A 19,264-nucleotide genomic window follows, 5' to 3' on the forward strand; every position below is an offset into this window, starting at 1 on the left:
AGACCGACACCGTTCGTGGCAACTGCCACGTTCGTTCGGAGAGCGAAGGGAAGGGCTTGTGCGAACCTCGAGTTTGGCAATCGATTTCCAGCAGGGTTTCTCTGACGCGTGGAGTTCGGTCGCGACCTTCGTCCCGAAGCTCGCCGGCTTCCTGGTCATCCTGCTCATCGGCTGGATCATCGCCAGAGTGGTCGCGAAGATCGTCGACAAGGTGCTGGAGCGGGTAGGTTTCGATCGGCTGGTCGAGCGGGGCGGGATCGAGCGGATGCTCTCGCGCAGTAAATACGACGCCTCGGACCTGCTGGCGAAGGTCGCGTACTACGCGATCCTGCTGATCACCCTGCAACTCGGCTTCGGGGTGTTCGGCCCGAACCCGGTGAGCGATGTGATCGACGGAATCGTCGGCTGGCTGCCCAGTCTTGCGGTCGCGATCCTGATCATCTGCATCGCGGGTGCGATCGCGCACGCGGTGAGCGATCTGGTGACCAACGCGCTCGGCGGTCTCAGCTACGGCCCGATGATCGGCCGGATCGCCACCGTGTTCATCTGGGGTATCGGCATCATCGCCGCGTTGAACCAGATCGGGGTGGCCACCGCGGTCACCACGCCCATCCTGATCGCGGTCCTGGCCACCCTCGGCGGGATCCTGGTGGTCGGCGTCGGTGGTGGTCTGGTGCGGCCCATGCAGCAGCGCTGGGAGTCGTGGCTCGGCGGCCTGGAACAGGAGTTGCCCGCGATGCGCGGCCACGCCGAGGCCTATCAGCGCGGTCGCGAGGACGCGTCCCGGGAACGGGAGCGGATGGCCGGCCGACAGCCGGCGCCGGGGGCCCGGAATCCGCAGTGGGACCAGCCGCAGCCCGCGCAGGGCGGTTTCCGCGGTGAACCCGGTGAGTTCGGACAGCAGATGCCCCCCACCGATTACCGCCAGCAGTACGGCAACCCCCCATACGGTGGTCAGCCGCCCTACGGTGGAGGCGAACCACGCCACCTGCGGTAACGGCACACGTGCGTCCACATCCGATGGTTCGGGGCCCGTCTCGTTCTGGAGCGACGGAGCGGGGGAGCGAAGCGGAGGAGCGGAGGAGTGAAGAACGAGACCAAGGGGGCCCCGAACCCCGCGCCGCCGGAGGCGGCGCAAATCAACACAGCAGGCAGGCGCCGGCGAGGCGCAGATGCAACCACTCGGCGGTGGCCCAATCGGCGGGCTCGGCAAGCGGCACGGTCAGTTCGTCCATCAGGCCGCGCATATACCCGGCCACGAGAACGGTCGAGGAGACCTGCCCCGCCGAGTCGATACCGAGGTCGAGGATGTCGCGGACCGCGGCGGCATGCTGATCGAGTACTGCCGACAAGCCCGGAAGCGCCGCGGCCGCGGCGCGCGCCGGGGCCCCGTGGGTCCGGTGGACACCCTCCAGGAAACGGCGGGCGGAAACTTCGAACACACGGGGACCCAGGGCGAACATGTCCCAATGGTAACAACGCGCCGCTATATATCGAATTGTGATATACAGCGCATTTGTGCAGGTAGAGCCGCTGAAAGATCAGGTTCTGCGGTGCACGGGCTCGGCGCCGGTGACCAGGTCCGTCCATTCGTCGGCCAGTAGCGCCAACCGGTACCACGCGGCGTGTACCCGGTCGTCGGATACGCGCTCGCAATGATGCAGCAGATGGTTCGCGTGCACATGTGCGGCGGCCATCCGGTCGATTGTCGTTCCGAGCGAACCCGCCCGCGGCCGGCGGGCGCGCGCCGCGGTGGCCCGGTCGCCGACCCAGCGGTCGATCAATTCGACGACTTCGGCGCGGCGGCAATCTATTCCGGCCGTCGACAGCGGATCGCCGTGCCGGCGGCGGTGCAGATGAGCCAGGGTGTTCGCCCAGGCCAGCAGCGGCTGACCGGTCTGCGGATGCTCGGCCGCGGTGAAGGCGGCGACGAGTTCGCGCTGATCGGGTAATCGTAGGGCGGTAGCGCGGTCGCGCGAATTCCGCGCGACTTTCGAAGCGGCGGCGGATTTCGCCGCGATAGCCGGTCGCCGATTGCCCGGTCCGGGCGACTGCGAGTTCATAACGCACCTCCGTGTACTTCACCCGGGACGCTTTCCCGACCCGCCCCGGGTGCGCATATCAGAGTGCGCCGTCTGCCCGGCTCATGGGTGACACGAAGATGGCTCGAGGATGACAGTTGGTAACAATGTCCTCCGCACGCGCGGAACGCGTTGTGAGGCAGTGTATTCACCGGTAACCGCGAGTGGACCGAGATGAAATGGCAAGTGGCTCCGGCGCGCTCAGCGAAATGCCGCGCTGCCCGTCAATGCCTTGCCCAGTACCAGTTGATGGACCTCGGCGGTGCCCTCGTAGGTGAGTACCGATTCGAGATTGTTCGCGTGCCGCAGCACCGGATAGTCGAGGGTTATTCCGTTGGCGCCCAATATCGTGCGGCATTCCCGGGCTATCGCGATCGCCTCGCGGGTGCTGTTCAGCTTTCCCGCGCTCACCTGTTGCGGCGTGAGTTCGCCACGATCCTTCAAACGCCCGAGATGCAATGCCAGCAGCTGGCCCTTACCCCATTCCACGGCCATATCCGCCAATTTCGCCTGCGTCAGTTGATACGCGGCCAAGGGTTTGTCGAAAACCTCGCGGGTGCGGGCGTAGTCGATCGCCGCCTGCAAACAGTCCCGGGCCGCGCCCAGGGCGCCGAAAATGATGCCGAACCGGGCTTCGCTCAGGCAGGACAGCGGTGCCGAGAGCCCTTCGGAGCCGGGCAGGACCGCCGTGGCGGGCAGCCGGACCTCGTCCAGCGTCAGTTCGGCCGTGATCGAGGCGCGCAGCGAGAGCTTCCGGGTCATCTCCCGGGCCGTGAAACCGGGGGTGCCGGCCGGTACCAGGAACCCCCGGACGACCTCTTTGCCCTCGACATCCACCTTCGCCCACACCACGGCTATATCGGCCACCGAACCGTTGGTGATCCACATTTTCGACCCGTTGAGCACCCAGTCGTCGCCGTCGCGTCGCGCCCGGGTGCGCATACCGCCCGGGTCGGACCCGAAATCCGGTTCGGTGAGCCCGAAACATCCCAGCATGCGGCCGGCGGCCATCTCCGGGAGCCATTCGGTTCTCTGCTCCTCGGAGCCGAACTTGTGGATCGCGGTCATCGCCAGCGACCCCTGCACCGATACCAGCGAGCGCAGCCCGGAATCGGCCGCCTCCAATTCCTGGCAGGCCAGGCCGTAAGCGGTCGCCGGGAGTCCGGCGCAGCCGTAACCCTCCAGATGCATCCCCAGCACACCCAGTTTCCCGAGTTCCGGTGCGATCTCGCGCACCGGGAACGTGCCGGCCTCGAACCATTCCGCGATATTCGGCCGCACCCGGCGTTCGGTGAACGCCGCGACGGTATCGCGGATCTCCCGTTCCTCGCCGGTGAGCAGGGTGTCTGTCGCGAAAAGTTCGGCCACGGTCTGCATGCGCCCAGCGTAATCCGAGCCGGGCGGACCGACCGTTTCCTCGATGCCGCTCCGGACCTGCGTCACGCGGCGGAACCGGGCATCCCGCCGCGGCCCCCGAAACGACCGGCGACCCGGCCGGACAAGCGACCGGCGTGCAACGATCCGGAACCCGACGTTTATGGTGGGGCTATGAGCGAACTGGGATTCACCACCAGGGCTGTCCACGCCGGTTACGATCCCGATCCGCGCACCGGCGCGGTGAACGTTCCCATCTACGCCAGTTCCACCTTCGCCCAGGACGGCGTGGGCGGGCTGCGTGGCGGGTACGAATACGCCCGGACCGGCAACCCCACCCGCACGGTTCTGGAAGCCAACTTGGCCGCCCTCGAGAACGGCCGGTACGGCCGCGCGTTCGCCTCCGGGATGGCCGCCACCGACTGTGCGCTGCGCGCGATGCTGCGGCCCGGCGACCATATCGTCATCCCGGACGACGCCTACGGCGGTACCTTCCGGCTGATCGACAAGGTCTTCACCGGCTGGGGTATCAGCTATACGGCGGCCGCCGTCGCCGATATCGACGCGATGCGTGCCGCCATCCGGCCCGAAACCAAGCTGATCTGGGTGGAAACGCCCACCAACCCGCTGCTCAATATCGGTGACATCCCCGCGCTGGCCGATATCGCGCACACCTCGGGCGCCAAACTGGTGGTCGACAACACCTTCGCCACCCCGTACCTGCAGCAGCCGCTGCTGCTCGGCGCCGATGTGGTGCTGCATTCCACCACCAAGTATCTGGGTGGTCATTCCGACGTGATCGGCGGTGCGCTGATCACCGACGACGCCGAACTCGACGCCGCCTTCGCGTTCCTGCAGAACGGCGCGGGCGCGGTACCCGGCCCGTTCGACGCTTTCCTAACCCTGCGCGGCACCAAAACCCTGGCGCTGCGGATGGACCGCCACTGCGACAACGCCGAAACGCTCGCCGAGTTCCTGTCCCGGAATCCGGCGATCAGCAAGGTCATCTACCCCGGTATGCCGGAGCATCCCGGCCATGCCGTGGCCGATAAGCAGATGCGGCGGTTCGGCGGGATGATCTCGGTGCGGCTGGCCGGCGGATTGGAAGCCGCCCGCGACCTGTGCTCGCGCACCGAGGTGTTCACCCTCGCCGAATCGCTCGGCGGCATCGAATCGCTGATCGAACATCCCGCGGCCATGACCCACGCCTCCACCGCAGGGTCCGACCTGGAGGTGCCGGCGGATCTGGTGCGGCTCTCGGTGGGGATCGAGGACATCAGCGATCTGCTGTCCGACCTCGAGCAGGCACTGAGCTGAGCGACCGGGAATGAACGAGCGGCCGTATCCGGGAAGTCGGATGCGGCCGCTCGTGTCTTCGTCCGGCTGCCCGGCGCGAGGCGCCGGGGCCGTCACATCAGCTGTGGTAGGGCTCGGCGCTGACCAGCGTCACTTTCATGGTGTTGCCGTTGGGCAGGGTGTATTCGCGGGTCTCGCCGACCTTCGCGTCGATCAGCGCGCCGCCCAGCGGAGAGCTGGGGGAGTAGGTCTCGAGATCGGGGTTGCCCAGGCCCTCCTCGCGGGTCGCGATGAGGAAGGTCTCGGTGTCGTCCTCGTCACCGTCGTAGTAGACCTTCACGACAGACCCCGGCAGCGCGACACCGGACTTGGTGGGCGCCACGCCGACCTTGGCGTTGTTCAGCAGTTCCTGCAGCTGCCGGATCCGGGCCTCCTGCTGGCCCTGTTCCTCGCGCGCCGCGTGGTAGCCGCCGTTCTCCTTGAGGTCGCCCTCTTCGCGGCGCTCGTTGATCTCGGCGGCGATGACCGGACGATTGGCGATGAGCGCGTCGAGTTCGCTCTTGAGCCTGTCATGCGACTCCGGGGTCAGCCAGGTCACTTGGGTCTCAGTCATCTCGATCACTCCCTAGTAGTTGTCCCCGGCAGGCCGGGATTCCTGATCACTGCCGCACGACCCACCCGCGGGCAGGCATGCTTCAGCCGACGGCTATCGCGATCTGCGGGAAGTTCGAATCACCCCGACAGCCTGATGCCGGACCCTTTCGACTACCCGGCATCGACCGCGTCGGCCGCCAATGCAGCAAACACGGCTCCGTGCCCCGGAACCGTGTGTGAAGCCATTTTAGCATGAATCACAAAAATGCAGGTCGGGCTAGTTTTTACCCGCGGGTCTGTAATTTTGGAGACGCTGCGCGTCGCACTGGGTGATGGGACTTTATTCGGTTCGCAGGTATCCGGGGACGCTGTCGGTGCAGGTGTAGATCGCGGCCGAGGACGGGCGTTCACTGGCCTCGATTACGGTGCTGATCCGGACCGTTTCCTCGGCACCCGAGGGCTGGATCAAGACTTCGCGGCGGCCTACTTCGGTGAGGTCACGGGACATGGCGCGGACCACGCAGACCACCGGCACCGAGGGGTCCGCGCGGGTGAGCAGGATGCGCAACTCGACCGAGGAATCGTCGAGCACGGTGTAGCCGAGCTGTTCGGATTCGATGTCCTTCGGCCCGAAATTCTTCCAGCCCACGTAGGCGATGCCGATACCGGCCAGCACCACCACACCGGTGAGCAGCGCACCCCACCGGCGCCATCGTTTCGGGCCAGGCGTGCGGCCGTAGCGGTCGGCGTAGCGGTCGGTTCCGGAGCCCGGGCCGGCCGCCCCGGAGGGCGCGTCGGCGGACCCTGCCGCCACGGTGTGCCCGGGTTCCGGCGTGGGCTCGGTCATGATCTGGTGCTCCCGGGGGGTAGGTCGGAACAGAATGGGTCCGGATGGAACTATAGGTAATGAAGTCCGAACACCCGCGACCGAGAGCGACGGTGAACGAGAAGTGAGTGGCCTTCGCCTCATGGCGGTGCATGCCCACCCCGACGACGAATCCAGCAAAGGCGGTGCGACCACCGCCCGCTATGCCGACGAGGGCCATGACGTCCTCGTCGTCACGCTGACCGGCGGGGAACGCGGCAGCATACTCAACCCGGCCATGGATACCCCCGGGGTGCTCGAGCGTATGGACGAGATCCGGCGCGAGGAGATGGCCGCCGCGGCCGCCGCGCTGGGCGTGCGGCAGACCTGGCTCGGGTTCATCGACTCCGGGCTGCCCGAGGGCGACCCGCTGCCCCCGCTGCCCGAGGATTCGTTCGCGCTCGTCCCGCTCGAGGTGGCCACCGAGGCGCTGGTGCGGGTCGTGCGCGAGTTCAAACCGCATGTGATGACCACCTACGACGAGATGGGTGGCTATCCGCATCCCGACCACATCCGCTGCCACGAGGTCTCGGTGGCGGCGTTCGAGGCCGCGGGCGACCCGGAGAAATTCCCGGATGCCGGGGAACCCTGGACGCCGCTCAAGCTGTACTACGACCACGGGTTCTCGATCCGGCGGATGGAGGTTTTCGCCGAGGAGTTCGCCCGGATGGGTGAACCGTTCCCGCTGCAGGAATGGCTGGACCGCTCCCGTAAGTACGCGGTGGAACGCGGCGACATCATGGCCCGGGTCACCACCCAGATCGAATGCGGTAAGTACTTCCCGCGCCGCGACGACGCGCTGCGCGCCCACGCCACCCAGGTAGACCCCAACGGCGCATTCTTCGCCATCCCGCTGGAAATGCAGCAACGGCTGTGGCCGACCGAGGAGTTCGAACTGGCCCGCACCCGGGTAAGCACCGATATCCCGGAAACCGACCTGTTCGCCGGCATCACCGATGAGCACCGCTGATGATCATGACGCAGCTCTCCGTCTACGCCTCCGGGCTGCTGGCGCAGACCCCCGGCACCCCGACCGGCCCGGAATTCGGTAAGGCCTCCCCGCTCGGCCTGGCGGTGGTCCTGATTCTGCTCGCCGGGACATTCCTGCTGGTCCGTTCGATGAACAAACATCTGAAAAACCTGCCGGAAACCTTCGAACCGGATCATCCGGAACCGGACCAGGAGGCCGACGAGGGCACCGACCCCGGCACGGTCCGCCGTGCGGAGGGATCCGCGAGCCCCACCGCCGACGGTTCCGAGCGGCCTTCGTAGCCGACGGCCCGGTGTGTGCCGCTGACCGCCGGATCGTGGGCAGCGCTGTTCGGCGGAAGCGGCGGCGGATCACCAGTCGATCAGGCCGAGCCGGTGCAGTTGCCGGAAAACCAGCAAAGAACCCGGGGCGACCTCCGGCATGGCGGCGTACTCCCCGCCGGTGAAATACCGGAACTCGGCGATTTCGCCTGCCGGAGCCGGTTCGGCGGTGACCTCACCCAGGAAACAGGTCATATGCAGCTGGGTACCGGCCGCGTGCCCGTACGCCTCGGCCTCGAAAACACCCAGCCGGCTGACCCCGGTGACGCCGACACCCAGCTCCTCCCGGACCTCCCGGTGCAGTGCCTGCAGGGCCGTCTCCCCGGCATCGATCTTCCCACCGGCCATATAGAACACGGTCTTGCCGGTCGACCGGGTCTGGATCAGCCGGCGATCACGAATATGGGCCAGGGCAGCGGTTCTGATCACGGGTCCACGATAGGAGGCCGCTCCCCGGCCGGCCGTTCAGCATTCGTTCGGCGCGGGTTCGCCGCGTAGCCGCGCGTCGATCCAGCCGCTGAGCTCGGGATAGCCGCTGACGTAGCCGAGCAGGTGCTCACCGCCTACGACACGGAAGACACCGGGGACGCCGCGGTCGCACTGTTGCCGATACATGTTCTGGGCGTCGTCGAGCGGAATCCACGGATCGTGCAAGCCGTGGTAGATGAACAGCGGTACGGCCGAGGTCCGGCCTTTCAGGTCCAGCTGCTCGAAGGTCCGCGCGGCGAACGGGGTGTCGAGCGCGTTCGCGGTATTCGCCGCGACATCGATCGGAATACCGACCACACCGAGCGGCCCCGAGGAGTCGCCGCAGATATCGCGTAGCGGCGAGGACGCCACCCATTGCCCGAGATGGTTCATGTACTGCAAGATCTCGGGACGTTCGCGCGAAACCGCCAGCGCCACCGTCAACAGGATCCCGGAGGAGATATTGCCGTTGAACTGGTGGGCCACGCTCGAATTGTCGGTGACCAGGCCACCGGCCGCCGCGCCCACCAGCGAATCCGACAGCTCCGGCGCGTACTCGTCGAGCAGCATGGCCGTCGCGTAGGCGGCGATCGCGCCCCCGGAATAGCCGACGGCCACATATCGGCTGTCACCGAATTCGGCCGGTGCGAAGGCGCGGACCGCGCGAATCGAATCGAGCATGACGTGTCCGGCGATATTCGGTTCGGCGTAGGCCATCAGCGGGCCCTCGTGATCCGGCATGAGGACCGCGTAACCCTTGCTCAGCGCCAACCAGACCGACGGCAGGAAAACCGGGAAATCGCCGTTGGGCCGGTCCAAGAGGTCGTGCGACAACTGGAAACCGGGGGTGCAGTGCGTTCCGAGTGAATTGATCGGCATCGCGTTCACCTCCACCGGCCGGGGACCCGGGCCGGGCCATTCGGCCGCCGGCACGATCAGGGTCGCGGTGCCGAAGGTCGGTGCACCGGTGGCGGAGGTGGACCGGAATTTCAGCAATGTCGCGCGCGCGATGGGGGTGGCCATGCGCACGGCGGTGGTCGCCGTGATGTCTCGTGTTTCGATGATCTGACCGGGTGCGCGCTCCGCGAGGCCGGCGGGCCACGAGTCGAAGATCGGGTCGCCGACCGCCGAGGGCAACACCCCGCGCCACAGCGCCTCGTCCGGTGCGCTGTCCCCGAACTGTGGGGGAGCCGGGATCGTATTGTCGATCCACTCCTGCAACGGGGACGGATTCGACACGTCCGGCTCGGTGGCGGGCTCCGCGTACGCACGGGGCAATTGCCCGACCGATGCCGCACAACCCACAAGCAACGTAACCATGATCGCCCGGAACGGCTTCATGCGGACCCTCACCCTCTGTTCACCACGTTCTCCCGAGTATTGGCAGCCACTGTCGGCGATCCGCAAACCGGAGCGGAAGATCGGTGCAATGTCACATGAATAGTGTTCATGCACTGTGGTTTTCGCCACGATACCGCTCGATCATGATCAGTAGAATGGCGACGCTGTTCGAAACGCACAGTGCGTCATAGCGTTCGGCGATGAGACGGCATCGGTCAACAAGGCTCCCTCACCCTGCTTGTTGCCACGGACCTGTTCACCGATTGCTGAAGGAACCGGAATGAACGATCGACATGCGCGGCTGTCCCGCGGATGGTTACCACGTATCGTGCTGATCACGAGCACGATCAGCTGTCTGCTGCTCACCGGACAACCTCTTGCCGCTCAGGTACACGCCGAACCGGCGGCGCCCTCCGACCTGCAGCAACAGATCGACGACGCGATACCCGCACCGCCCATACCGCCGGCAGCCGCACCGCCGCACGCCGAGATGTCCCCCGAACTCGCCGCCCTGTGGCGTGCGGTGCAATCCTCGCCGACCGGCGATCCGATCTTCGATACCTGGCCGGAGCGGCTGGCCGATTCGGCACCCGGCGATATCCTCGAGCAGCGTGATGTGACAGCCACAGCGGCCGAGGTGCTGGCGACGCCGGTCGGCCGCGCGCAGTTGCTGAAATACCGTTCGACCTCCGCGAACGGCGAACCCTCCTACGGCACGGCGACCCTGGTCACTCCGCCCACCGCGTGGCCGGGGCCCGGCGCGCGGCCGGTACTGGTCGACGCGCGGCCGATCAACTCCCTGGGCAAGCGGTGCACGCCCGGTTATGTGCTGGCACATGGGATGCTCAGCGGCGGCAACGTCAGCGGCAGCAGCGCCACCGACGCGTTCCCGCCGACCGCCGCCTCCGCGCTGAACCGGGGCTACGCGGTTCTGATCCCCGATCACGAAGGCCCGTGGATGGCCTACGCGGAACCCAATGTCGCGGGGCAGGTCATCCTCGACGGGATGCGCGCCGTGCGGTCGCTGCCCGGCGCCGAATTCGGTGACAGCCGTTTCGCCGTCGGCGGCTACTCCGGCGGCGGTATCGCCTCCTACGCGACGGCCATGCTGCTCGACGAATACGCGCCGGAGCTCTCCGAGGTCGTCGTCGGCGTGAGTACCGGCGGACTCGTCACCGACAACCGTGATATCGCCGACCGGTTCAACGGCAATTTCGCCTCCGGGGTCCTGCTGGTGGTCGTACTCGCGATGGCGCGGGAGCATCCGGAGATCCTCGGGCACCTGAACAACCTGGCCCAATGGGCGGCGACCTCTCCTCTCAAGGACGCCTGCGGGGAGATCGCCGGCCCGATGGGGGTGATCGGCATACCGATCGAGGTCACCGCGAATATCACCGACCCGCTCGACAGCGATGTCGCCGAACAGGTCTTCACGGCGACGGACCTGAGCGGCCGTACCTCCGGGGCGCCGCTGTACATCTACCATGCGGCCCACGACCTGTGGATCCCGATCGAAGGAGCTCGCGAACTCTTCCGGCAGCAGTGCGCCCGCGGTGTCACCGCGGTGTTCCGCAGCGAGCCCGGCGAGCACGTGACCGGGCTCGGCACCGGCTTCCCCGGTTCCTTCGCCTGGCTCGACGCCCGGTTGCGCGGGGAACCCGCTCCCGACGAATGTCACTGATCGGGTGTGCCCGGCCCGGCCCGGTCTCATGGGGCTGTGTGGCTCGGAGCGGCTCCCGGGCGGGTGTGGAAGGCTGGAGAGTATGAACCGATTGGCCGGTGCGACTTCGCCATATCTGCGCCAGCACGCGGACAATCCCGTCCACTGGCGGGAATGGGATGCCGATGCGCTGGCGGAAGCCGCCGCGCGCGATGTGCCGATTCTGCTGTCAGTGGGGTACGCCAGTTGTCACTGGTGTCATGTGATGGCGCACGAATCGTTCGAGGACGAGCGGACGGCGGCGCAGATGAACGACGAATTCGTCTGTATCAAGGTCGACCGGGAGGAACGGCCGGACCTGGACGCCGTGTACATGAACGCCACCGTCGCGATGACCGGGCAGGGCGGGTGGCCGATGACCTGTTTCCTCACCCCGGCCGGCGAGCCGTTCTACTGCGGTACCTACTACCCGAAGATGCCCCGCGGCGGGATGCCGTCCTTCACCCAGTTGCTCACCGCGATCACCGATACCTGGCGTAACCGGCGCGCCGATGTCGACACCGCGGCCGATCAGGTTGCCGAGGCACTGCGGGCGCAGGCGAGCGGGCTGCCGAAGAGCGAACTCGAGATAACCCCCGAACTGCTGGATCATGCCGTCGCCGCGGTGCTCCGCGATTTCGACGAGGTGCACGGTGGTTTCGGCGGCGCTCCGAAGTTTCCGCCTGCGGCACTGCTGGAGGGGCTGCTGCGCAGCTGGGAACGTACCGGCGACCCCGAGGTGCGCACGGTGGTGGACCGTACGGCCGAGGCGATGGCCCGCGGCGGTATCTACGACCAGCTGCGGGGCGGTTTCGCCCGCTACTCGGTGGATGCCGCGTGGGTCGTCCCGCATTTCGAGAAGATGCTCTACGACAACGCCGGTCTGCTGCGCTTCTACGCACACCTGGCCCGGCGCACCCCCGGCGATCCGCTACCTCGCCGGATCACCGAGGAACTGGTCGGATTCCTGTTCGACGATCTGGCCACCGCGAACGGTTTCGCCTCCGCTCTCGACGCCGACACCCAGGTCGAACCGGGTGCGCCCGGGATGGAGGGCGCGACTTACGTATGGAACCCCGCCGAGCTGGTGGGCGAACTGGGCCCGGTCGACGGCGCCTGGGCGGGGGAGATCTTCGGGGTCACCACGGCCGGCAATTTCGAACAGGGCAGTTCGGTACTCACCCGGCTGCACGATCCCGAGGACACCGAACGTTTCGAGCGCGTCCGGACCGCTCTGCGCGCGGCGCGCGACCGGCGCCCGCAACCCGAGCGGGACGACAAAATGGTCACCGCCTGGAACTGTATGGCCATCACCGCGCTCTGCGAGGCCGCCCGCGCGCTGGACCGCCGCGACTGGTTCGACGCGGCCTACGAACTCTCCCGGGTGATCCTCGATGTCCATATGACCGGCGACCGGGTGCTACGCGCCTCGCTCGGCGGGGTGGCCGGGACCGCGCCCGGCGTGCTCGAGGACTACGCCTGGCTGGCGACCGCGCTGCTGGCCCTGCACCAGTACTCGGGTTCGGCCGGCTGGCTGCCCGATATCCACCGAGTCCTGGACGCGGCGATCACACATTTCGCCGACCCGGACGAACCCGGCAGCTGGTTCGATACCGCCGACGACGCCGAGACCCTGATCGCGCGTCCCCGGGACCCGATCGACGGCGCCACCCCGGCCGGTGCCTCGGTGCTCGCCGAAGCGCTGCTCACCGCCTCCGCGGTGGTCGAACCCGAGCATGCCGCGCGCTACCGGGAACTGGCCGACCAGACGCTGGCCCGCGGTGCCGTGGTGCTGGCCAGAGCGCCGCGTTCGGCGGGGCAATGGCTGACGGTCGCCGAAGCCGCGTTGCAGGGGCCGCTGCAGATCGCGATATCCACCACCGGATATGTCCCGGTGGGCGATGTGGAGTTGCTGGAGGTCGCCCGGGATCACGCGCCCGGCGGGGCGATCATCGTGCGGGCCACCGCGGACACCATCCCGTTGCTCGCCGATCGCCCCGCGATAGAGGGCACCGCCGCGGCCTACGTCTGCCGCGGCACGGTCTGCGATCTGCCGGTGACCACACCGGAGGCCCTGCGTGCCGCGCTCACCCGGGTATCCGCCGGGCGCCCGGCCGAGTGACCGGGCGTGCCCCGTGTCGGGCCACGGGCTCCGGCCTCGAGGGACGCGCAGTTCCCGGGACCGGTCGGCTCCGCCTACGGTGCCGTTTCGGGTTCCCGGTCGGTCCACGAGGACGTGGGCTCGTTGATACCCCGCAGTGCGACGGCGCCGTACTTCACCCAGTTCGCCCGCTCGTCCGCCGCGGCGGCGTCGATCACGCTCTGCGACACCAGGATGCGCCGCGGGACTTCCTTGGCGCGGGTGGTGAGCCGGGCCGCGGCGTTCACCGCGTCGCCGATCACGGTGTACTCGCGGCGGGTGTCGGTGCCGAGGTCACCGGCGAATACCCGGCCCATCGCCACGCCGATGCCGATATCGAGTTCCCCGGCCGCCGCGACCTCGTCGCGGATCCGCCGTGCCGCCCGTAACGCCGGTGTGGCGTTGTCCGCCAGCGCGATCGGGGCGCCGAAAATGCACAGCGCCGCATCGCCTTCGAACTTGTTGACCAGGCCGTCGTTGTCCTCGGTGGCCGCCACCACGGTGGCCATCAGCCGGTTGAGTTTGGCGACGAACTCCTGGGGCGGCAACCCGGTGGAGATCGCCACCGACCCGGTGACGTCCACGAACAGTGCCGTGACCTCCCGCACATCGCCGGTGAGGTCGATACCGCCCGACAGCGCGCGTTCGGCGACCTCTTCGCCGACGTGCCGGCCGAACACATCGCGCATCCGCAGCCGTTCGCGCAGATTCGCCGACATCTCGTTGACCGAATGTTCCAACCGGCCGATCTCGCTGGCGCTGCCCACCGGCACCCGCACGTCCAGGTCGCCCCGGGTGATCCGGTCGACCGCCTTCCGCAATGTCCGCAGCGGGGTGGCGACGGCCCGCGCCAGTGCCCAGGTGGCCGCCGCGCCGACCACCAGGCTGATCGCCGCGAGGTAGATCCCGGTGCGGATGCGATGGTCCTCGGTACTGGCCGGATCGGCCAGCACCACGATCAACGCGCTCAGCGGCATCGCGCCGGATACCGCCCAGGCCAGTGCGACCCGGACGAATACCGAGGAACTCCAGTGCATGGTCGCGCCCAGCACCCCGGCCACGATGGGTACGACCGGCCGGATCACCCGGTCGACGACGAGGTAGGTGAGCCCGGCCGATTCGAGCCCGCCGATGGTGAACATGGCGAGCAGGACGACGAAATCGTTCTCCTCGGTGAGCCGGGCCAGCAGGATCGCCGAGACCAGTACCCCCGGTGCCCACATGGCGATCGCCCGGAGCGCGACGGCGATGGGCAGGTGCAGCAGCCGGCGCGCCTCGCCGGGGGTGGGTTTCCGCGATTGGTCGAGCCAGCCGAAATAGGCCATCCGGTCGCGGACCGCGAGACCGATCCCCGCCAGTATCGCCAGCGCCGGGTAGATCGTGACGGCGGCCATCCCGCCCAACTGGTCGGCGCCCACCCGGCTCGGGAAGCCGATGAGCCACAGCTCGGTGACGATTACGGCGAGACCGGCGAAATGCGCGGCGATAACCATCACCGACAGGCCCCAGCGGGCGCGGACGCTCCACAGCATCAGCCGGGAGATCGCTCCGGGCCGACGCCGGACCGGGCTGGCGTCGCTCATCGCCGGACTATCCGCGGCAGCCGCGGTCGCGTGGGCGGCCGGTATGGGAGGACACGAGTAAGCAGCCTAATCGACATATCCGGTCGTCCGCCCGCGATCGGCCCGTGAACCGGCGCACGGCGGCGGCCGGTCAATCCAGCAGCACCAGCCAGATCGCCACGTAGTGGCACAGCGCCGCGAGCACGGTCGCGGCGTGGAAGAACTCGTGGTGGCCGAAGGTGGTGGGCCACGGGTTCGGCCATTTGGTGGCGTAGAGCACCGCGCCGATGCTGTAGGCAAGACCGCCCGCCACCAGTAGCAGCACCGCGGGCAGGCCCACCGATCGGTAGAGGTCGCCGCCTACCGGCACGACCGCCCAGCCGAGCAGCAGATACAGCGGTACCCCCACCCAGCGCGGGGCATGCGGCCACAGCACTTTCAGCGCGACCCCGGCCAGCGCACCCGACCACACGACCGCCAGCAGTATCGAACCGGTCGGGTCGGGCAGTCCGAGCAGGGCGAACGGGGTGTAGGTGCCGGCGATGAAGAGGAAGATCATCGAATGGTCGGCGCGTTTCATCCGGACCCGGGCGCGCACGGTGGTCCAGGTGATCCGGTGGTAGACGGCGCTGATCCCGAACAGGGCGCAGATGGTGAGGCCGTATACCGCGGTCGCGACCACGGCGGTCGTCGAAACGGTGGTGGCGGCGGCGACCAGCGCGATCACCGCCACTGCCGCGACGGCGGCCGCCCAGGTGTGGATCCAGCCGCGCATCCGCGGCTTGACCAGCGCGACCAGCGATTCGGCGGGGTTGGGTACCGGATCTTCGGGATCGATGCGGGGTTCCCCTGGGTGGTCCTCGACGAAGGTGCGGCCGAGGTCCCCGGCGGGCGTGAACTGCCCGCTGCGGCCGGAACCGGGCGGCCGGCTGTCGCCGGGAATCGGCGGTTCACTCCGGGCGGACGCGGAACTCGTGTTCTCGGTGGGCGTGGCCGCCCGGCGGTTGCCGGTGGTTTCGCGCGGCCCGCCGGCGCGCGGCTTCGACGGCTTGTTGTCGCCGGGTCTCGGATCTGCCGAGTCGAACACGGAACCTCCTGGATCGGCTGGGCACGGCGACGTCGCCACGGCGCCGGCTCGGACTGCTGTTCACGCAGGGCCTCGGTGGTTCGCCACCCTGGACCGCCGAGCAGTCCTTGACTCGCGGGTAACCTACGACAGCGTAGGTTGCACTTGTTGTTACTGTACCGGTTTCGTCGCGAACGCGGGCGGCTGTGGCCGGGCACACGTCCGGCGGCAAGTGCGGATGACTGCGGGAACAGGCGTACTGTTGGTCGTCGTGGAATTTCCGAGTCGGCTGCGGGGCTTTCCTTATCGCATCTACGAGGCCCGTCTGGCCAAGCAGCTTGCGGGTAAACAGCATCCGCGCCACGTCGCGGTGGTGTGTGACGGCAACCGCCGCTGGGCCCGGGAGAACGGGTTCACCGATATCACCCATGGGCACCGCGTCGGTGCCCTCAAAGTCGCGGAATTGGTCAGTTGGTGTGAAGCCGAAGGCATCGAACTGGTCACCGTGTATCTGCTCTCCACCGAGAATCTGCGCCGCGGTCAGGAAGAGCTGGAAACCCTGTTCGAGGTCATCACCGATGTCGTCGAGGAGCTGGCCGCCCCCGAGCAGAACTGGCGGGTCCGCATCGTCGGTGCCCTCGACGGCCTGCCCGACCTCGTCGCCAAACGGATGCGCACCGCCACCGAACGCACTCGCGAACGTACCGGAACCCACGTCAACGTCGCCATCGGCTACGGCGGCCGCCAGGAGATCGCCGACGCGGTTCGCCAGCTGGTCCGGCAGGAGATCGCCGCCGGCGAAACGGGCGAAGACCTGGTCCAGTCGATCACGGTCAATGCCATCGGCCAGCACCTCTACACCTCCGGCCAGCCCGACCCCGACCTGGTGATCCGCACCTCCGGCGAACAGCGCCTCTCCGGTTTCCTGCTCTGGCAGAGCGCCTATTCCGAGATCTGGTTCACCGAGGTCTACTGGCCCGAATTCCGGCGCGTCGATTTCCTGCGTGCGCTGCGCGACTACGCCGCCCGCCACCGGCGCTACGGGACCTGATCGAGCGCTACAGCTTCCGCAGCCGCAGGCGGTTGATGCTGTGGTCGGAATCCTTGCGCAGCACCAGGGTCGCGCGCGGACGCGTGGGCAGAATATTGTCCACCAGATTGGGACGGTTGGTGGAATGCCAGATATCCTTCGCCGCGGCGGTCGCCTCGGCGTCGGAGAACTTCGCGTAGTGGTGGAAATGGGCTTTCGGGTCGGCGAAACCGGTGGCGCGCAGGCTCAGGAACCGCCGCACATACCAGTTCTCGATATCCTCGAGCCGGGCATCCACGTAGATCGAGAAATCGAACAGATCCGACACCATCAGGCGCGGGCCGGTCTGTAAAACGTTCAGGCCTTCGACGATCAGGATGTCGGGCTGGCGGACGCAATGGAATTCGCCCGGCACGATGTCGTAGGAGATATGCGAATACACCGGCGCGCACACTTCTTCGGCACCCGATTTGACCTCGGTGACGAAACGCAGCAGTTTGCGCCGGTCATAGCTTTCCGGGAAACCCTTGCGATGCATGATGCCGCGGCGGGTGAGTTCGGCGGTGGGATAGAGGAATCCGTCGGTGGTCACCAGATCGACCCGCGGATGGTGATCCCACCGAGCCAGTAGCGCCTGCAGGACGCGGGCGGTGGTGGATTTGCCGACGGCCACACTGCCGGCCACCCCGATCACGAACGGCACCTGTTTGTCCGGGTGCGCTTCCCCGAGGAAGGTGGCGGTCGCGGCGAACAGCCGCTGTTTCGCGGCAACCTGCAGGTGGATGAGTCGCGCGAGCGGCAGATAGACCTCCGCGACCTCCTCCAGGTCGATCTGCTCGCCCAGGCCGCGCAGCCCGATCAGTTCCTCTTCGGTGAGCACCAGCGGAGTCGATTTGCGTAGTTCGCGCCATTGCTTCCGGTCGAATTCCACATACGGACTGGGCTCGCTCGCCTTGGCCATCTACTCAGCGCTCCACTCTGCCGGACACTCGTATCCGCGGTGCCGTACCCGTGAAATGCCGTGCTCACGGTGACCTCGACTGCGGTCGGTCCGGCGCTCTGGCTGTGCCCTCATGGCTGAATTCTGCCCCTCCGGTACGAGCACACCGACGAGGGGGTCCATTACGAGTCGGTATAACCACAGCGTTCCGGGGCTATCCGAACCGGTAGCCGGGCGTGCGCCGGGCGGGCCCGCGCACGACCTCGTTCGCGGCTATCGTCGGAGAGATGCAAGCCCATCCTCTGGTAACGGAATACCTGCGGCTCGGATTGGCATTCGACCGGCTCGAAGAGGGATTCGTCGACGCCTACACCGGCGCTCCGCAGTTGCGCCGCGACGTCGAGAACGCGCCCCGGCCCGAACCGCGGGAACTGGCCCGTACCGCGACCCGGTTACGTGCCGAACTCCTGGCCGCCGGATTGGGTCCCCGGCGCACCGCGTTCCTAGACGCGCACCTGCGCGCACTGGAATGCTCGGCGCGCAAATTCGCGGGGGAGGAGATCGGCTTCGTAGACGAGGTCAGCAGATATTTCGACGTGGATATCGCGCCCGGCGACCCGGCCGAATACCAGGAGGCGCACCAGAAGATCGACCAGGTGCTGGAGGGTACGGGTCCACTCGCGGAACGGATGGCTGCCCACCGCAAAGCCGACGAGATCCCGCCCGAGCGGCTCGAGGACTGCGTGCACGCGTTCTCCGGGGCGCTGCGCGAACTGGTGCGTGCGCGCTACCCGCTGCCCGACCACGAACACGTCACCTACGAGGTGGTCGGTGACAAACCGTGGTCGGGTTTCAACTACTACCTGGGCAACTACCGCTCGAAGGTCGCGATCAACTCCGATCTGCCCCAGCACATGGCGGTACTGCCGAAGCTCATCGCGCACGAGGCCTACCCCGGGCATCACACCGAACACTGCCGCAAGGAAGCCGGGCTGGTCGCCGCCGGACACGGCGAGCAGACGATCTTCCTGGTGAATACCCCGCAATGCCTGATGGCCGAAGGCCTCGCCGATCTGGCGTTGCAGTCGATCATCGGCCCGGGCTGGGGGAAATGGGCGCAGGAGATCTACGCGGATCTGGGTCTGCGTTTCGACGGCGAACGCGCTGAACGGCTGTCCGAGGCGTCGGCGCAGCTGCTCGGCGTACGCCAGGACGCGGCGCTCATGCTGCACGATCAGGGCAAGGACGCCGACGAGGTGGCCGGTTTCCTGGAACGCTGGTCGCTGACCACACCCGACCGGGCCCGCCAGTCGCTGCGTTTCCTGTCGTCTCCGCTGTGGCGGGCCTACATCAGCACGTACGTCGAGGGCTACAAACTGCTCGGCGGCTGGCTGGACCGCGCTGCGGACGCGGATGAGCGGGCCGACCGGTTCCGCCGGTTGCTGGACGAGCCCCTTATCCCGTCTGCCCTCCGGTGAAGTAGCGGCGTGCCGCCGT

General features: G+C 67.7%; 18 protein-coding genes. 8 read left to right on the forward strand and 10 right to left on the reverse strand.

Annotation, left to right across the window (positions count from 1 at the left end):
* Positions 1-58 precede the first annotated feature (58 nt).
* Positions 59-997 (forward strand): mechanosensitive ion channel family protein, encoded by a 939-nt coding sequence (locus tag ACQEVO_RS00380; protein WP_432907473.1) that lies wholly within the window; start codon positions 59-61, stop codon positions 995-997.
* A 142-nt stretch (positions 998-1,139) separates the two neighbouring features.
* Here ACQEVO_RS00380 and ACQEVO_RS00385 read toward each other — a convergent pair whose 3' ends face one another.
* From ACQEVO_RS00385 to ACQEVO_RS00395, 3 genes are all read right to left on the reverse strand, one after another.
* Positions 1,140-1,463: a DUF6401 family natural product biosynthesis protein gene (locus ACQEVO_RS00385; protein WP_432907474.1), complete on the reverse strand. Its 324-nt coding sequence runs from the start codon at positions 1,461-1,463 to the stop codon at positions 1,140-1,142.
* A gap of 78 nt (positions 1,464-1,541) precedes the next feature.
* Entirely contained in the window at positions 1,542-2,063 is a 522-nt protein-coding gene (locus ACQEVO_RS00390; protein ID WP_432907480.1) for a DUF4254 domain-containing protein, read from the reverse strand.
* A 219-nt stretch (positions 2,064-2,282) separates the two neighbouring features.
* The gene (locus ACQEVO_RS00395; protein ID WP_432907483.1) at positions 2,283-3,458 is read right to left on the reverse strand and encodes an acyl-CoA dehydrogenase family protein; all 1,176 of its coding nucleotides are present in this window, start codon (positions 3,456-3,458) and stop codon (positions 2,283-2,285) included.
* Between the two features lie 171 nt (positions 3,459-3,629).
* On the opposite strand from ACQEVO_RS00395, the gene ACQEVO_RS00400 reads away from it, so the two are divergent.
* Complete coding sequence (locus ACQEVO_RS00400; protein WP_432907486.1) at positions 3,630-4,772, forward strand: cystathionine gamma-synthase; 1,143 nt, start codon at positions 3,630-3,632, stop codon at positions 4,770-4,772.
* A gap of 97 nt (positions 4,773-4,869) precedes the next feature.
* Here the strand turns inward: ACQEVO_RS00400 and greA are convergent, their stop codons facing one another.
* Entirely contained in the window at positions 4,870-5,364 is a 495-nt protein-coding gene (greA, locus tag ACQEVO_RS00405; protein ID WP_280402730.1) for a transcription elongation factor GreA, read from the reverse strand.
* 321 nt (positions 5,365-5,685) lie between these two features.
* A complete protein-coding gene (locus tag ACQEVO_RS00410; protein WP_432907489.1) occupies positions 5,686-6,192 on the reverse strand; it encodes a DUF4307 domain-containing protein in 507 nt (168 codons plus the stop codon).
* A gap of 121 nt (positions 6,193-6,313) precedes the next feature.
* On the opposite strand from ACQEVO_RS00410, the gene mca reads away from it, so the two are divergent.
* Positions 6,314-7,180, forward strand: a complete 867-nt coding sequence (mca, locus tag ACQEVO_RS00415; RefSeq protein ID WP_432922180.1) for a mycothiol conjugate amidase Mca — start codon at positions 6,314-6,316, stop codon at positions 7,178-7,180.
* The gene (locus tag ACQEVO_RS00420) at positions 7,180-7,482 is read left to right on the forward strand and encodes a hypothetical protein (protein WP_432907492.1); all 303 of its coding nucleotides are present in this window, start codon (positions 7,180-7,182) and stop codon (positions 7,480-7,482) included. Before mca ends, ACQEVO_RS00420 begins: the two co-directional genes overlap by 1 nt.
* A 69-nt stretch (positions 7,483-7,551) precedes the next feature.
* Here ACQEVO_RS00420 and ACQEVO_RS00425 read toward each other — a convergent pair whose 3' ends face one another.
* Together ACQEVO_RS00425 and ACQEVO_RS00430 are read right to left on the reverse strand one after the other, a co-directional pair.
* The gene (locus tag ACQEVO_RS00425; RefSeq protein WP_432907495.1) at positions 7,552-7,950 is read right to left on the reverse strand and encodes an NUDIX hydrolase; all 399 of its coding nucleotides are present in this window, start codon (positions 7,948-7,950) and stop codon (positions 7,552-7,554) included.
* Between the two features lie 36 nt (positions 7,951-7,986).
* Positions 7,987-9,228, reverse strand: coding sequence for a lipase family protein (locus ACQEVO_RS00430; protein ID WP_432907498.1), 1,242 nt, complete (start codon positions 9,226-9,228; stop codon positions 7,987-7,989).
* 382 nt (positions 9,229-9,610) lie between these two features.
* Between ACQEVO_RS00430 and ACQEVO_RS00435 the strand changes: the two genes are divergently transcribed.
* A complete protein-coding gene (locus ACQEVO_RS00435; protein WP_432907500.1) occupies positions 9,611-11,011 on the forward strand; it encodes a lipase family protein in 1,401 nt (466 codons plus the stop codon).
* An 82-nt stretch (positions 11,012-11,093) separates the two neighbouring features.
* Positions 11,094-13,151, forward strand: coding sequence for a thioredoxin domain-containing protein (locus tag ACQEVO_RS00440; RefSeq protein ID WP_432907503.1), 2,058 nt, complete (start codon positions 11,094-11,096; stop codon positions 13,149-13,151).
* A gap of 74 nt (positions 13,152-13,225) precedes the next feature.
* Here ACQEVO_RS00440 and ACQEVO_RS00445 read toward each other — a convergent pair whose 3' ends face one another.
* Both ACQEVO_RS00445 and trhA read right to left on the reverse strand, forming a co-directional pair.
* Positions 13,226-14,752: an adenylate/guanylate cyclase domain-containing protein gene (locus tag ACQEVO_RS00445; RefSeq protein WP_432907506.1), complete on the reverse strand. Its 1,527-nt coding sequence runs from the start codon at positions 14,750-14,752 to the stop codon at positions 13,226-13,228.
* 130 nt (positions 14,753-14,882) lie between these two features.
* Positions 14,883-15,569: a PAQR family membrane homeostasis protein TrhA gene (gene trhA, locus ACQEVO_RS00450; RefSeq protein WP_432922183.1), complete on the reverse strand. Its 687-nt coding sequence runs from the start codon at positions 15,567-15,569 to the stop codon at positions 14,883-14,885.
* Between the two features lie 466 nt (positions 15,570-16,035).
* On the opposite strand from trhA, the gene ACQEVO_RS00455 reads away from it, so the two are divergent.
* The gene (locus tag ACQEVO_RS00455) at positions 16,036-16,848 is read left to right on the forward strand and encodes an isoprenyl transferase (RefSeq protein WP_432907509.1); all 813 of its coding nucleotides are present in this window, start codon (positions 16,036-16,038) and stop codon (positions 16,846-16,848) included.
* Positions 16,849-16,855: 7 nt separating this feature from the next.
* Here ACQEVO_RS00455 and coaA read toward each other — a convergent pair whose 3' ends face one another.
* Positions 16,856-17,788 (reverse strand): type I pantothenate kinase, encoded by a 933-nt coding sequence (coaA, locus tag ACQEVO_RS00460; protein ID WP_432907511.1) that lies wholly within the window; start codon positions 17,786-17,788, stop codon positions 16,856-16,858.
* Between the two features lie 266 nt (positions 17,789-18,054).
* Here coaA and ACQEVO_RS00465 point away from each other — a divergent pair, with 266 nt between their 5' ends.
* On the forward strand, positions 18,055-19,245 hold the full coding sequence (locus tag ACQEVO_RS00465) for a DUF885 domain-containing protein (protein WP_432907513.1): 1,191 nt from the start codon (positions 18,055-18,057) through the stop codon (positions 19,243-19,245).
* Positions 19,246-19,264: the final 19 nt, after the last annotated feature.

It is taken from the genome of Nocardia sp. CA-290969 (assembly GCF_050936135.1).
Lineage (GTDB): Bacteria > Actinomycetota > Actinomycetes > Mycobacteriales > Mycobacteriaceae > Nocardia.